Annotated in this window: 14 protein-coding genes and 1 tRNA gene; 7 read left to right on the top strand and 8 right to left on the bottom strand. The window is 66.1% G+C overall.

Annotation, left to right across the window (positions count from 1 at the left end; all coding sequences use genetic code 11):
* Positions 1-48 precede the first annotated feature (48 nt).
* Positions 49-726 (top strand): DJ-1/PfpI family protein, encoded by a 678-nt coding sequence (locus M2352_RS01145; RefSeq protein WP_264662678.1) that lies wholly within the window; start codon positions 49-51, stop codon positions 724-726.
* Between the two features lie 9 nt (positions 727-735).
* Here M2352_RS01145 and M2352_RS01140 read toward each other — a convergent pair whose 3' ends face one another.
* The 3 genes from M2352_RS01140 to M2352_RS01130 form a co-directional block, all read right to left on the bottom strand.
* Complete coding sequence (locus M2352_RS01140) at positions 736-1,977, bottom strand: MFS transporter (RefSeq protein WP_264662677.1); 1,242 nt, start codon at positions 1,975-1,977, stop codon at positions 736-738.
* 175 nt (positions 1,978-2,152) lie between these two features.
* Complete coding sequence (locus tag M2352_RS01135) at positions 2,153-2,788, bottom strand: TetR/AcrR family transcriptional regulator (protein WP_264662676.1); 636 nt, start codon at positions 2,786-2,788, stop codon at positions 2,153-2,155.
* Between the two features lie 99 nt (positions 2,789-2,887).
* On the bottom strand, positions 2,888-4,069 hold the full coding sequence (locus tag M2352_RS01130; RefSeq protein WP_264662675.1) for an MFS transporter: 1,182 nt from the start codon (positions 4,067-4,069) through the stop codon (positions 2,888-2,890).
* 468 nt (positions 4,070-4,537) lie between these two features.
* Here M2352_RS01130 and M2352_RS01125 point away from each other — a divergent pair, with 468 nt between their 5' ends.
* Both M2352_RS01125 and M2352_RS01120 read left to right on the top strand, forming a co-directional pair.
* Positions 4,538-5,146 carry a helix-turn-helix domain-containing protein gene (locus tag M2352_RS01125; protein WP_264662674.1) on the top strand — a complete coding sequence of 203 codons (609 nt, stop codon included), beginning with the start codon at positions 4,538-4,540 and terminating at the stop codon, positions 5,144-5,146.
* A 193-nt stretch (positions 5,147-5,339) separates the two neighbouring features.
* Positions 5,340-5,684, top strand: coding sequence for a hypothetical protein (locus M2352_RS01120; protein WP_264662673.1), 345 nt, complete (start codon positions 5,340-5,342; stop codon positions 5,682-5,684).
* A 34-nt stretch (positions 5,685-5,718) separates the two neighbouring features.
* On the opposite strand, the gene M2352_RS01115 is transcribed toward M2352_RS01120, so the two are convergent.
* From M2352_RS01115 to tnpA, 4 genes are all read right to left on the bottom strand, one after another.
* Entirely contained in the window at positions 5,719-6,456 is a 738-nt protein-coding gene (locus tag M2352_RS01115; RefSeq protein WP_264662672.1) for a hypothetical protein, read from the bottom strand.
* 165 nt (positions 6,457-6,621) lie between these two features.
* Positions 6,622-8,265 carry an IS66 family transposase gene (tnpC, locus tag M2352_RS01110; RefSeq protein WP_264662671.1) on the bottom strand — a complete coding sequence of 548 codons (1,644 nt, stop codon included), beginning with the start codon at positions 8,263-8,265 and terminating at the stop codon, positions 6,622-6,624.
* A 79-nt stretch (positions 8,266-8,344) separates the two neighbouring features.
* Positions 8,345-8,692, bottom strand: a complete 348-nt coding sequence (tnpB, locus tag M2352_RS01105; RefSeq protein WP_174471014.1) for an IS66 family insertion sequence element accessory protein TnpB — start codon at positions 8,690-8,692, stop codon at positions 8,345-8,347.
* Positions 8,689-9,099: an IS66-like element accessory protein TnpA gene (gene tnpA / locus M2352_RS01100; protein ID WP_264662670.1), complete on the bottom strand. Its 411-nt coding sequence runs from the start codon at positions 9,097-9,099 to the stop codon at positions 8,689-8,691. Before tnpA ends, tnpB begins: the two co-directional genes overlap by 4 nt.
* Positions 9,100-9,188: 89 nt before the next feature.
* Here tnpA and M2352_RS01095 point away from each other — a divergent pair, with 89 nt between their 5' ends.
* From M2352_RS01095 to M2352_RS01085, 3 genes are all read left to right on the top strand, one after another.
* Positions 9,189-9,620, top strand: coding sequence for an IS5 family transposase (locus tag M2352_RS01095; RefSeq protein ID WP_264662669.1), 432 nt, complete (start codon positions 9,189-9,191; stop codon positions 9,618-9,620).
* Complete coding sequence (locus M2352_RS01090; protein WP_406567259.1) at positions 9,572-9,976, top strand: IS5 family transposase; 405 nt, start codon at positions 9,572-9,574, stop codon at positions 9,974-9,976. Before M2352_RS01095 ends, M2352_RS01090 begins: the two co-directional genes overlap by 49 nt.
* Positions 9,977-10,189: 213 nt before the next feature.
* Positions 10,190-11,266, top strand: a complete 1,077-nt coding sequence (locus M2352_RS01085) for a tyrosine-type recombinase/integrase (protein ID WP_264662668.1) — start codon at positions 10,190-10,192, stop codon at positions 11,264-11,266.
* A gap of 6 nt (positions 11,267-11,272) precedes the next feature.
* Here M2352_RS01085 and M2352_RS01080 read toward each other — a convergent pair.
* Positions 11,273-11,348: transfer RNA gene (locus M2352_RS01080), tRNA-Ala, on the bottom strand.
* A 293-nt stretch (positions 11,349-11,641) separates the two neighbouring features.
* Between M2352_RS01080 and clpB the strand changes: the two genes are divergently transcribed.
* Entirely contained in the window at positions 11,642-14,275 is a 2,634-nt protein-coding gene (gene clpB, locus M2352_RS01075; protein WP_264662667.1) for an ATP-dependent chaperone ClpB, read from the top strand.

Here is a 14,275-nt window from a genome sequence, read left to right as displayed (position 1 = left end):
CAGTGTCCCCATGCTACGCCCATGGGGTCAAGACACGAGGAGGCGGCCATGACGGTGACTTTCGGAATCCTGTGTTTCCCCGGCGTCCAGCAACTGGACCTGACCGGCCCGTACGAGGTGTTCGCCAGCGCCCCCGATGCGCGGGTCCATCTGGTGTGGAAGGACCGGGCGCCGGTGCGCTCGGCCACCGGGCTGTGGCTCGCCCCCGACACCAACTTTGCCGAGGCCCCGTCCTTCGACGTGCTGTGCGTGCCGGGCGGGGCCGGGGTCAACGCGCTGCTGACCGATGGTGAGACGCTGGATTTCATCCGGCGGCAGGCGGCGGGGGCGCGCTTCATCACCTCGGTGTGCACCGGGTCGCTGGTGCTGGGGGCGGCGGGGCTGCTGCGCGGCAAGCGGGCGGCCAGCCACTGGAACGCCCTGGATTTCCTGCCGCGGTTCGGGGCGGAGCCGGTTCGGGCGCGGGTGGTGCGCGACGGGGCGCTCATCACCGCCGGGGGTGTCACCTCGGGCATCGACTTCGGCCTGAGCGTGGTGGCGGAGCTGTGGGGACAGCCGGTGGCCGAGGGCATTCAGCTGATGATGGAATACGCCCCGGCCCCGCCGTTCGACGCCGGCACCCCCGGCACCGCCTCGCCCGACGTGCTGGCAGCCACCCGCCGCCGGCTGGCCCCGATGCGGGAGGAGCGGGACGTCCTCCTCACCCCCGGTGGCGGTGTGTGCTGACGGGGAGTCTCAGGCGGCCTCGGTGACCACAGCGTCCCGTGCGGCGTCCCGTGCGGCGGTCAGGCGCTCGTCGATCACCGCCACCGCCCACACGGCAAAGCCGCCCAGCGCCAGCGCGCAGCCCACCCACCCGGTGGAGGTCCAGCCCCAGCCCGCGGCAATCGCCATGCCGCCCAGCCACGGCCCCAGCGCGTTGGCGGCGTTGAACGCGCTGTGGTTCAGCGCCGCGGCCAGGGTCTGGGCGTCGTCGGCCACATCCATCAGGCGGGTCTGGAGTGCTGCCCCCAGCCCGCCGCCGCCGCCGATCAAAAACACCACCAGCGACACCGCCCAGATGTTGCCGGCGGCAAAGGGGTACAGCGCCAGCGATGCGGCACTCCACAGCAGGACGCCGCCCACCGTCGGCATCAGCGCCCGGTCGGCGGCCCACGCCACGGCCAGCGTGCCGGCGGTCATGCCGCAGCCGAACACGCTCAGCACGATGGGCACCGCATGGGGCGGCACCTGCGTCACCGCCATCAGGGTCGAGGCGACATAGGTATAGACCGCGAAGATCCCGCCGAACCCGATGGCGCCGATGCCCAGCGTCAGCCACACCTGCCGCCGTTTCAGCGCCCCCAGCTCGCGCAAGGGGCTGGCCCCCGCCTGGGGTGCCTGCGTGGGGGCATAGGCCCACACCAGCGCCACCGTCAGCAGCGCCAGCAGCCCCACCACCCCGAATCCCCAGCGCCACCCCAGCATCTGGCCGATGCCGTTGGCCAGCGGCACGCCCAGGATGGTGGCGACGGTCAGCCCCAGCATGGTGCGCGCCACCGCCTGCGCCCGCCGGTGCGGCGGCACCAGCGACGCGGCCATCAGCGCCGCCACCCCGAAATAAGCCCCGTGGGGCAGCCCGCTCAGGAACCGGAAGACCAGCATCCAGCCATAGGTGGGGGCCAGCGCGCTCAGCACGTTGGCGGCGGCGAACACCGCCATCAGCCCGATCAGCAGCGTGCGCCGCGCCACCGCCGCCCCCAGCACCGCGATGACCGGCGCCCCCACCACCACGCCCAGGGCATAGGCGCTGATGACGTGGCCCGCCGTGGGTTCGTCGATGCCCAGACCGGCGGCGAAATAGGGCAGCAGGCTCATGGTGGCGAATTCGGTGGTGCCGATGGCGAATCCGCCCATGGCCAGGGCCAGCAGCACCAGCCCCGGATGGGCGGAGCGCGCCACCGCCACAGGGTCATTGCCGTGCCGATCCGGTATCATGTCCTGTCCCTCTTCGTGCCACGCGACGGGGGAGGATATTTGCCGGAACCCGCCCATGGCAACCGGCGGGTGCGGCATTTTTCCGCAGATGCGAAATGACGGGGAAGCAGGGCGGCCAGCCGGCGCGCCGGCTATCCATGGCAGGCGCCGGTTTTGCGGGACGGACTCCCGGCGCTCACTCCCGTCCCGGACGCGGTGCCGGGGCGCCGGCGTCGTGCAAAGCCGCGCCGAGGCTGGTTTCGATGTAGGCATAGGCGCGCCGGCAGAAGGCATCCCGCTCGTCCCCCAGCCGCAGGAAGTCGGTGAGAACGATGTCGGCCAGCCCGTGGACCTGCGTCCAGACCATGAGGGCGAGAAAACCTATGCGGTCGCCCTGGGTGATGCCGGCATCCGCGGCCCGGCGGCGGACCTCGGCCAGCAGGGGATCGAACGCGGCCGTCGATTGGGCATAGAGATCGGTATGGGCCGGGTCGCGCGCGGCACCCGAGCGGTGCATGAAACGGAACAGGTTGGGGTGGTCGGCGGCAAAGCCGACATAGGCGGCGAAAAGGCCGGCAAGACCACCGCCGGAGCGGGCGGCCGCCTCGCAGCGGGCGCGAAGCACCGCGTACCCTTCGCCGATGACCGCGTGCTCGAACGCCTGCCGGTCGGCGAAGTGGTGATAGGGGGCGGCTTCGGATACGCCCAGGGATTTGGCGAGCGTGCGCACGCTCAGCCCGGCGGCGTCATTGTCCTTCAGAAAGGCCACGCCGGCCTCGACCAGCATCCGGCGCAGGTCGCCGTGGTGGTATTTGGTCTTTCCCTTCGCCACGCGCGCTCCCCCCGTCCGCCGCGGGAGTATATAGGGGGGTGGCGGCACCGCGTAAACGCCCCTCAACGCGTGCGCCCTCGGCCCTTTGGCAGGTGGAGGTCAGGGGGCGGTCTCCCTGGCTTTCACGGGGCCAGGAACGGTGGCGGTGACGCACGCAAGCCCCGCCAGAACGGCCATGGTCACGGGCACCATGCGTTCGGGGGCACCGGCCCCGGAGGACGCCATGCCGGCCCCCAGCGCTCCTCCGGCGATCTGGATGAACCCGAGCAGGGCCGAGGCTTGGCCGGCGCGTCCTGGAAAGGCCCGCAGGACATCAGCCCCGGCAGCGGGCAGGGCCAAACCCAGCCCCGTGTTGAACAGGGCCATGGCACCGAGCATCCCGACGGGGGAAACCGGCACGGCCAGCATGACGAGCGTGCCGGAAAAGGCAATGGCTGTTCCGGCCCGAACCGCCCTCCACCCCGGCAACCGCCCGGCGAGACGTGCGGACAGCAGGGCGCCGAGCACGAAACCGCTCATGGCGATGAGCGGAAAGCATCCATAGACCGCCGGCGATAGTCCGAGGCTGGTCAGGAAAATGACCGGGGCGCCGACCAGGAAGCAGAAGAGGGCGGCGACCAGCAGGGCGCTGGCGAACAGGGCGGGCGCACTCTCGCGCCGAAGCGCCATGGCCGGATAGTCCGAAACCGAGGCGAGAAGGGACTGCTGCGTCTGCCGGACTTTCAGTGTTTCGGGAAAGCGCCAGACACAGGGGACCAGAACCGCGGCGTACAGGAAGGCGGCGAGGAAGACGCTGCGCCATCCCAGAACCTCGGTCAGCGCGCCGCCGATCAGGGGAGCGAGCACCGGGGCAACCGAAAAGGCAAGCGTGACGGCGGTCAGCCGCCGCGTCAGATCCGCGCCGTCATAAAGATCACGTGCCACTGCACGCCCTACGGCCAGCCCGGCGCAGGCCCCCGCCGCGGTGAGCACCCGTGCCGGATAAAGCCAGGCAACCGCCGGTGCCGCCACGGCAAGCGCACAGCCGATGAGGTAGACGGCCAAGGCGGGCAGCAGAACGGCCCGCCGCCCAACCCTGTCGGACAACGGCCCGAGCACGAGGTTGGCGGCGGCGAAGGTCAACAGCCCGGCGGAGACCGTCGCCTGCACCGCCCCCGGCCCGGTTTCGAACGTGGCGGCCATGCTGGGGATGGCCGGCAGATAGGCCGTCGCGGCGAATTCGCCCAAACCCGCCAAGGCGGCAAGCAAAAGCGTGGGGTTGGCGGGGGAGCGGTTTGGCATGGTATCTCTGCGGCGGTCAATCTTATCAATGATAAGATCAAGGCCGGCGACTTCCTGTCAATCCCTGCCGTCTTCCATCGGTTGTTGGTGGGATGAAAATGGCCTTCGGATTATAGGGCGTGGGTAAGGGAAACAAGCAGGGTGGGGGAGAGGCGCGAAGAAGAAAAAGGCCGGCAATCCGTTAGGATTGCCGGCCTTTTTATTTGGTGGAGCCAATGAGGATCGAACTCATGACCTCTACAATGCCATTGCATACAACTTCCAACTCAATCAAGGGCTTAACCCAGTAGACACAAGCGAAAGAACGCACGCCTTTCAAGGGCTTGGCACGACATGTGTGTTACTTGCGTTTCAGAGCGAAATCCCCAGACCGAGCTTTGTTTGGCCGGCAACCACCCTACAGCAGGACTTTCCCCTGTCAATAGGCTGCGGTGGCTGGAGCAGGTGCAGGACGCTGGGTTGGGCGGCATGGCTGTTGCCGTGGCGGCGGTGCTGGCGCGGTTCCACAATTCCCAGACCGGCCTGACGTGTCCCAGCCTGGACAGCATCACCCGTCTCGCCGGCTTCTGCGAACGGTCGGTGCGCAAGGCGATTGCCGCGCTGATCCGGGCCGGTCTGCTGATCGTGACGCGGCGCCGGGCGCAGACATCCCTTTATAGCCTGCGCCTGAAAGCGGCACCGGGTGCCGGTTCCGACAACAGGGGTATTGCACCGGAAGCCCTGTCGGCGGACGATGAATGGCACCCGGTGCTGGCTGTACCGGCACCGAGTGCCGCCAAACAAGGGAAAGAACCTCTACCGACCGGACGGGTGGGGGTGTCAACGGAACCCGCGGACCTGGAGGCCGAACGGCTGGCCCGGCGGATACAGCAGGCCAGTTCCACCCCCTGGCGTCTCGACAATGCCCGCCGGGACACGCTGGAGGCCATCCGCCGCGCCGGAATCGATGCCGTCCATGCCGAGGCCGAGCGGCTGAGAGGGGCCGGTCTGGCAGCGTGGCAGGTGCGCCAGCGGCTGGAGGCGCTGACCGCCCCCCCCCTCCTGCCGATGCGTCCGTCACGCCGCCCGTCACGGTGAAGGCGACCAGCCCGAAGGTAGCCTTCGCGTTGCGCATGATGGAACAGGAGTCTGCATCGGTCCGCAGGCAATGGCACCAGCGCGCCTGCCGCGCTGGTGCCACGGTGCCCATGTTCGCTGCTGAAGACTGGGTGCCGTTCATCGCGGAAGATTTCCTGTCTACCGACTACACTCGGGCGTGGGAGGGACTAAAGTGAGCAATAATCAAATCAATAAAAAAGAATATTTTATAATATTGTCTGCACTTCACCAAATATTAGTATGGATCAAAATTGTTTCGATAGGCAAGTGCGGTCCAGACGCAAATAATATTGTGTCATGTCTTGCCGATCTTACTCACAATTTGCCGGATTGGGTGGCTGGAAATGATTTCTTTACCGTTAAAATTCTTATCTCTGATATTGAGCGTGTGCTGCAATATAAATTTAAATCCTCATATTGGACTATGATTATTTCTCCATATATTTGCCAGCTTGCTGCCTTGCTTCGGTCTACGCAGGCAGCATCAGAGCGCGGCGGAAGTGTTCAAGATATCTGATCACTTCAATTTCGCGCTCCTTGACGGTCCTCCATCAGGCTGCCGGCTGAAGATGCATGATCGCGGCACGCAGTTCGTCTGCACCGCGACGATCCTCGCCGAATGGCACCACGGAGGTGTAAACAGCCCCGTTCCGCTCAAACTGGTAGCGAATCTCCAGAAACGCCGTTTCGACAGTCCGTGTCGTGGTGGAGGAACGTCCGCCCGTCGTGAAGGCGCTGAGAAAGCCTCCGCTGGAGACGTTGCCAAAAGTGAAGGAACCGCTATGCGAGGTCTTGGAAATGTGGGTTGCCTCGCGCTCGACACTGACGCTGACGATCTGCTCCTTGGCGAGCCAGAGGTGATTATAGTTCGTGGAACGATCAACGATCACCACATGCCCCGCTCGCGTGATTGCCAAGACTCCGGGCGCTATCAGAAACCACGACCGCCACAGTGAAATGGGTTCAGGAAGAGATTGCATTTGTGTTTGCAATATCTGTGCTGCGCTCTTGTAACGTACGTAGCGTATAGGGCGAAGAATTATCTTATCGACAATTTTTATTGCCAACCCAGCAATAATGAACATAATGAATCCACCAATTAATACCAATAATAAGTTACCTTGAAATAAGGATGAGAACGTAGGTAATGCAAAGATGATAATAATTATTGAGAGAGGGACAATTGCTGATATTTTTTCCATTATCTTAACATTTCTTAAAATCTTTTCATTATCCGGGCTGGGAAGGCCATGCGTTATCGGTTCAAGCACCTCAACCGCGGTGTTCATATCGACTCCTATTGATAGCCTTCACCGGCTCTCTGGCGTAAGAAGCTTAGGCTCTGTGGACAAAGGGGCTTCCCAACGGAGGGAGAATCTGATTCAAGACTTCATTTGGATGGGAGGTCTTGATGGAGCGCGGGGAGATATGTAAGCATCCGCTGAGTACCGCGGTCAGGCAGCTTTTGCCTGCTCGCGCATCGCCTTCCACTCCCAGGGCAGGAGTTCGTGCAGGCGGTTTTGTGGCATGTCGTTGATGCGCGCCAGCACGTCGGCGAGCCAGGCCTGCGGGTCAACGTTGTTCAGCTTGGCGGTGGTGATCAGGCCATACATGATCGCCGCCCGCTGGCCGCCGCGATCGGAGCCGCAGAACAGCCACGCCTTCCTCCCGAGGGCGATCCCGCGCAGGCCGCGTTCGGCGGCGTTGCTCGTCAGGCACAGCCGGCCATCGCCGAGGAAGCGGGTGAAGCCGTCCCAGCGCGTCAGCATGTAGTCCATCGCCTTGGCCACGGGGGCATGGCGGGAGAGCCGGGCCCGCTCCGTCCGCATCCAGCCCTCCAGCGCGGCTACCAGGGTGACGCCATGCTCCTGGCGTGCCGCCAGCCGCTCGGCCGCCGGCTTGCCGTTCAAGGCACGCTCGAGATCGAAGAGGGCGTCGATGCGCGTCACGGCCTCCAGCGCCAGCGGCGAGATCGGCGGGGCATCCTTGCCGCGCCTGGTGTTCGTAGCGATGTCGGCCAGCTTGAAGAAGCCGCGCCGGGCATGCGCCCAGCACAGCACGTCGCTGATCGGCCCCGGCTGTCGCTCGGGTTCGTACAGCCGGTTGTAGCCGGCGAACGCATCGGCCTGCAGCCAGCCTTTGAAGCCGGCCAGGTGCCGTTCGGGATGTTCGCCTTTGCGGTCGCGGGAATAGTGGAACAGCGCCACCGGTGGGGCTTGGCCGGCGAACGGCCGGTCATCGCGCACATACACCCACAGGCGCCCGGTATCGGTCTTGCCCTTGGCCAGCACGGGCACCGGGGTGTCGTCCCCATGCAACCGCTCAGCCGCCATCACATGCGCCGCGATCAGGTCGTGCAGCGGCTTCAGCACCGCGGCGGCGGTGCCCACCTGGTCGGCCAGGGTGGACAGGCTGAGCGGCACGCCCTCCCGCGCGAAGCGTTCGGCCTGCCGGTTCAGCGGCTGATGCTGGCCGAACTTCTCGAACAGGATGGTGGCCAGCAGGTTGGGGCCGGCCCAGCCCCGCGGGGTGGTGTGGAACGGTGCCGGCGGCTGGCTGATCGTCTCGCAGGCCCGGCAGGAGAACCGCTCGCGCACCGTCTGGATCACCTTCCACTGGCGCGGGATCACCTCCAGCGTCTCGGTAATCGTTTCGCCCAGCTTGCACAGCTTGTCCGAGCCGCAGCACGGGCAGGTCGCGGGGGCCGGCACAACGACGCGCTCGCGCGGCAGGTGGCCGGGAAAGGGCTGGCGCGAGGGCCGCTTGCGGGTGAAGGCCGTCACCCCGGTGGTTCGGGCAGCGGCCTGCTCGGCTGCCAACTCGTCCTCACTGGCCGTCGCTTCCAGCTCTTCAAGCTGGAACTCCAACTGGTCCAGCAGGCGTGCCTTGCGCTCGGAGCGCGTGCCGTAGAGCTCGCGCCGGAGCTTCTCGATTTCCAGCTTCAGGCTGGCGATCAGCGCCTCGGTGTTCGAAGCCATCGCCCTGGCCCGCGCCGCTTCGGCTTCCGCCGCGTCCGCCCGCGCCTCGGCCTGCGCCAAGGCGGCGCGCAAGCTGGCGATGTCGTCGGCCACGGCGGCAGGGGGCGGGGCGGCGGTCATGGCGCCAGTTTACCTGGGATCACGCCTTCGAGCCGTCGCAATCTCCCCTGAACCGGCCCGTCGATTCACCGTGTCGCAGTCACCCTGCGGTCTCGGGACGCCAAGTCTTCTGCGGGTTGCGCCAGTCGATGCCTTCGAGCAGATAGCCCATCTGCCCAACCGAGATCGACACCGCGCCGTCCGCCGGCGTGGGCCAGATGAAACGGCCCCGCTCCAGCCTCTTCATGAACAGGCAACTGCCCTGGCCGTCATACCAGATGATCTTCACCAGATCGCCGCGGCGCCCGCGGAAGATGAAGAGATGGCCGCTGTGCGGGTCTTGGGCGAAGCGTTCCTGCACCAGCAACGCCAGGCTCGCCCAGCCCTTGCGCATGTCGGTGTGCCCGCTGGCCAGCCACACCCGCACCCCGCTCGGCACCGGGATCATGCCAGGGCACCGATGACGGCCGCCGCCAGGGCCGGGTCGACCGGCCCTTCCAGACGCAGGCGTGCCCCGCTGGGCAGGATGACCTCGAGGATCGCCGGGCTCGTGGCCGACGTCGCCGGAGGCGGCAATGGCGCACGGGGCTCCACGACCGGCAGTTCCGTGACGGTCGGCTCCGGCGTGATGGTCACCGCAGTGAAGCTGGGCGGTTCGCCCACGGCGATCCCCGTGGCCTTCATCAGCCCCCGCCAGCGATACAGCAGGCTTTCGTGCACGCCCAGCCGGCGGGCCACCTCCGTCACCACCACGCCGGGGCGGAACGCCTCCTCGACCATCCGGACCTTCTCCGCCGGCGTGTAGTTCCGCCGCCGCTCCGTCCCCGTCAGAACCTCGACCCGCTGGTAAGCCATGACGTTTGCCACTCGTTTGCGTCCGCGCGATGACGCGCCACGCAAAACTCAGACGTCGGACCCTACTTTGCCAAGGCGGCGCTTACCGGATGCGTACGGAGATATCGGATGGCGAATGGGCGGTGATTGGCCCGCTTTTGCCTTCGGAGCGCGGGCGAGGCTGCCGGCCAGCCCATGACAATCGCCGTTTTTTCAACGGGATAAACTATGTTTTGCGTACTGGTATTCCCTGGCGGGACTTGCCGGAGCGCTATGGAAACTGGAATTCGATCTTTCGACGGTTCCGGCGCTGGTGTGTCCAAGGGGTCTTCGACGAGATCCTCGAAACGCTGGTCGAGTTGGGCATTACCGACGACTGGAAGGATCAGATGGTCGATAGCACGACGGTTCGGGGTCACAGCCAAGCCGCGGGCGCAAAAGGGGGACCTGCGCGGCGGGATTTGGTCGTTCGCGCGGCGGCTTTACGAGCAAGATCCACGCACGGTGCGATCGGACCGGGCGGCCCCTGGCCTTCATCGTGACCGGGGGCGAGGCATCCGACAGCAAGCAATTGATCCCTTTGATGGAAATCCCGCTGGAGATCCCCTCTCCCAAGGCCCTGCTCGCCGATGCCGGTTATGATAGCGATGCCAACCGTGAGCATTTGCTGATCCGGGCTATCCGTCCGATCATCAAGCCGAACCCAACCCGCAAGACAATGCCCGCTTTTGACAAGGAGGCCTACAAGGCTCGCAACAAAATCGAAAGAATGTTCAACAAACTCAAACAGATGAGGCGGGTCGCAACCCGTTATGACAAGACCCGCTCTTCCTTCATCGCCTTCGTCAAGCTCGCCGCTATTCGTATTTGGATACCAACCTTTGTCCACAGAGCCTAGGCGTTTCGATTGACACGCTGAGGCGGGAGCGCAAGCGTCAGCGCATCGGCTATACCGTGATCGGTGGCCGTGTGCGCTACACCCAGGAACAGCTTTCAGCCTACATCGTGAAAGGGAGTGTTTCCCCGTGCCCCGCAAGCGCACCGACCACCCCGGACAGATCGGCGATTACTGGCTCTCCCAGCGCGGCAACAGCCCTGTCTGGTGCCGGACATGGTACGTTCCGCAACCCACCAGACACGCCGTGCATCACTCGGCACAGATGATTTTCGGGAAGCCCAACTCGCCCTCGCGCAATGGGTCACGCTGAACCGGACGGTGCGCCAGGAGCCGCCCTCCACGGTGTTTCTCGAAGACTGCCTCGTCCGCTTCTGGGAGCATGAGGGAAGGCATCTGCGGAGCGCCGATCAGGCCCGCATCGCCCTCAAGAAATGGTCGGACTTCTTTCCCGGCGCTACGGTTTCCGAAGTGACGAATCCGCGCGTGCGTCAGTTCGTGCAGGCGCTGCAGGAAAAGGGACTCAGTTCCGGGTATATCCGGCGGGTGCTGGCCTCCGGCGCCCGTGCCTTGAACCGGGCGGCCCAGCAGGGGGAAATCACATGGGTGCCCCGCATTGATCTTCGCCTGGCTCCCGAAGGCGAGCCGCGCGACCGCGTGCTAACCCTGGCCGAGATGGGGCGGCTGTTTGCCCAGGCCGAACACGAACACCTCATCATGTTCCTGATGCTGGCCGTCGGCACGGCGGCGCGGCCAAACGCCATCCTGTCGCTGACCGACGCCCAGATCGACATCCGTCGGGGCATCATCCAGTTGCAGCCGGTGGGCGTTGCCCGGACCAAGAAGCGGAATCCGACGCTGCCCATTCCCCAGCCGCTGCGGGCCGTGCTGTATGGGCTGCCGCCCGGCCCGGTGGTGAGCTATTTCGGCCGGCATGTGCGGGATATCGGGCGGGCGTTCAGCCGGGCGCGCGACCGGGCCGGGCTGGGTGCCGAGGTGTCGCCCTACACGATCCGCCACACCATGGCGACGGAGCTTCGCATCCGGGGAGTGCCGGTTTGGGAAGTTGCCGGTTGGCTTGGACACAGCAGCGGGTATAGAACAACCGAACGGTACGCAAAAGGAAACCCGGAGGCGCTGGCGGGCGGCTCTCCGGGCTACCGAAACGTACTTCGCGGATTTGGCAGGCCGTCTCGAAACTTTCCCGCCCAATCCTATCATCAACCGCGGTGCGTGCGAGCTGCGTGCTACCGGGTAAGCCACAAGGGGTTACGCGCTAACGTAACCCCTTGAGGAAGTTGGTGGAGCCAATGAGGATCGAACTCATGACCTCTACAATGCCATTGTAGCGCTCTCCCAGCTGAGCTATGGCCCCTTGTCTCTGGGTCGCTGCGGCGTTCGCCGCTGCGTCGGTGGAGGCGATAAACACCATTTCCGGCCGCTCTGGCAAGAGGAAAAATGCACCCTCGTGATTTTTTTTGGTCAGGGCCCCTTTCCTGCCTCCTGCCGCGCCCCCGCCGGGGGCACATCCGCCGCACCCACCAACCCCTTGTGCCGGAACCGCGTCTTCCCATATGACCGTGCGAGCATCCTTTCCGGATCGCACTGACGTGGGTCAGAGCCGGTCGCGCTGCCTGGCGGGCGACGGCATCAGCGGGGAGCATGGGTATGGACTTCGAAAAATACACCGAACGCAGCCGGGGTTTCGTCCAGGCCGCGCAGACACTGGCCTTGCGCCGCGGCCATCAGCGGCTGACGCCTGAGCATCTGCTCAAGACCCTTCTGGACGACAAGGAAGGGCTGGCCGCCAATCTCATCCGCAAGGCCGGCGGCGATCCCGCCCGGGCGCTGGCCGCCGTCGAGGCCGATCTCGACCGCCAGCCCCGCGTCGAAGGATCGGGCGCGGGACAAGTCTATCTCTCCCCCGAACTGGCCCGCGTGTTCGAACAGGCGGAAAAGCTGGCGGAAAAGGCCGGCGACAGCTTCGTCACCGCCGAGCGCGTGCTGATGGCCCTGGCGCTCGCCGAGGGCACGCCGTCGGCCAAGGCGCTGAAGGACGCCGGGGCCACCGCCCAGGCGCTCAACACCGCCGTCAACGACCTGCGCAAGGGCCGCACCGCCGACAGCGCCAGCGCCGAACAGGGCTATGACGCGCTCAAGAAATACGCCCGCGACCTGACCGCCGCGGCGCAGGAGGGCAAGCTCGATCCCGTCATCGGCCGCGACGAGGAGATCCGCCGCACCATCCAGGTGCTGGCCCGCCGCACCAAGAACAACCCCGTGCTGATCGGCGAACCCGGTGTGGGCAAGACCGCCATCGTCGAGGGGCTGGCCCAGCGCATCGTCAAGGGCGACGTGCCCGAGGGCCTGCGCAACAAGACCCTGATGGCGCTCGACCTCGGCGCCATGGTGGCCGGCGCCAAGTTCCGCGGCGAGTTCGAGGAGCGGCTGAAGGCCGTGCTGGCCGAAATCCAGGCGGCGGCGGGCGACATCATCGTCTTCATCGACGAGATGCACACCCTGGTCGGGGCCGGCAAGGCCGACGGCGCCATGGATGCCTCCAACATGCTCAAACCCGCGCTCGCCCGCGGTGAACTGCACTGCGTCGGCGCCACCACGCTGGACGAGTACCGCAAGCATGTGGAGAAGGACCCCGCGCTGGCCCGCCGCTTCCAGCCGGTGTTCGTGTCGGAACCGACGGTGGAGGACACCATCTCCATCCTGCGCGGCCTGAAGGAACGGTACGAGGTGCACCACGGCGTGCGCATCACCGACGGCGCCATCGTGTCGGCGGCCACCCTGTCCAACCGCTACATCACCGACCGTTTCCTGCCCGACAAGGCCATCGACCTGATCGACGAGGCGGCAAGCCGTCTGCGCATGGCGGTGGACAGCAAGCCCGAGAACATCGACGAGCTGGACCGCCGCATCATCCAGCTCAAGATCGAGCGGGAGGCGCTGAAGCGCGAATCGGATGCCGCGTCCCGCGACCGTCTGGCCGCGCTGGAAGGCGAACTGGCCGATCTGGAACAGGAATCCGCCACCCTGACCGCCCGCTGGCAGGCGGAGAAGGACAAGCTCAACAGCTCCCAGAAGCTCAAGGAGGATCTGGAGGCCGCCCGCACCGAACTGGATCAGGCCCAGCGCACCGGCAACTGGGCGCGGGCGGGCGAACTGACCTATGGCGTCATCCCCGGTCTGGAACAGGCGCTGCACGAAGCGGAGCAGGAATCCCAGTCGCGGATGCTGAACGAAGAGGTGCGCGACGCCGACATCGCCGCCGTCATCAGCCGCTGGACCGGCATCCCGGTCGATAAGATGCTGGCCGGCGAACGGGAAAAGCTGCTGCGGATGGAAGAGAAGCTGCGCTCCCGCGTGGTGGGCCAGGACGAGGCCATCGTGGCCGTGTCCAACGCCATCCGCCGGGCGCGGGCGGGGCTGCAGGATCCCAACCGGCCCATCGGCTCCTTCCTCTTCCTCGGCCCCACCGGCGTGGGCAAGACCGAACTGACCAAGGCTCTGGCCGAGTTCCTGTTCGACGACGAGACGGCCATGGTGCGGCTCGACATGTCGGAGTACATGGAAAAGCATTCCGTCTCGCGCATGATCGGCGCCCCTCCGGGCTATGTCGGCTATGACGAGGGCGGGGCGCTGACCGAGGCGGTGCGCCGCCGGCCCTATCAGGTCGTGCTGTTCGACGAGGTGGAAAAGGCCCACCCCGACGTGTTCAACGTGCTGCTCCAGGTGCTGGACGACGGGCGTCTGACCGACGGGCAGGGGCGGACGGTGGATTTCCGCAACACGCTGATCATCATGACCTCCAACCTCGGCTCGGAGATCATCGCCGGCGTGCCCGACGGCCAGGACGTGGACGTGGTGCGCGCCGACGTGATGGAGGTGGTGCGCGGCAATTTCCGTCCCGAATTCCTCAACCGGCTGGACGAGATCCTGCTGTTCCACCGGCTGTCGCGGCCCCACATGGGCGGCATCGTCCGCATCCAGCTGGGCCGGCTGGTCAAGATGCTGGCCGACCGCGACATCACGCTGGAACTGGACGAGGCGGCCACCACGTGGCTGGCGGAAACCGGGTACGATCCGGTCTATGGCGCCCGTCCGCTGAAACGGGTGATCCAGCGCGAGCTGCAGAACCCGCTGGCGCTGATGATCCTGGAAGGCACGGTGACCGACGGCCAGACGGTCCGGGTGTCGGCGGAGGCCGGGTCGCTGACCATCAACGGCGTGCCCGCCGACACGCTGACCCGCCGGGCGCCCGCCGCCCCGGCACCGGCCACCGTGCATTGA

The sequence above is a fragment of the Azospirillum fermentarium genome (genome assembly GCF_025961205.1).
Classification (GTDB): Bacteria; Pseudomonadota; Alphaproteobacteria; order Azospirillales; family Azospirillaceae; genus Azospirillum; species Azospirillum fermentarium.
This window is presented reverse-complemented; position numbering and strand designations above follow the sequence as displayed.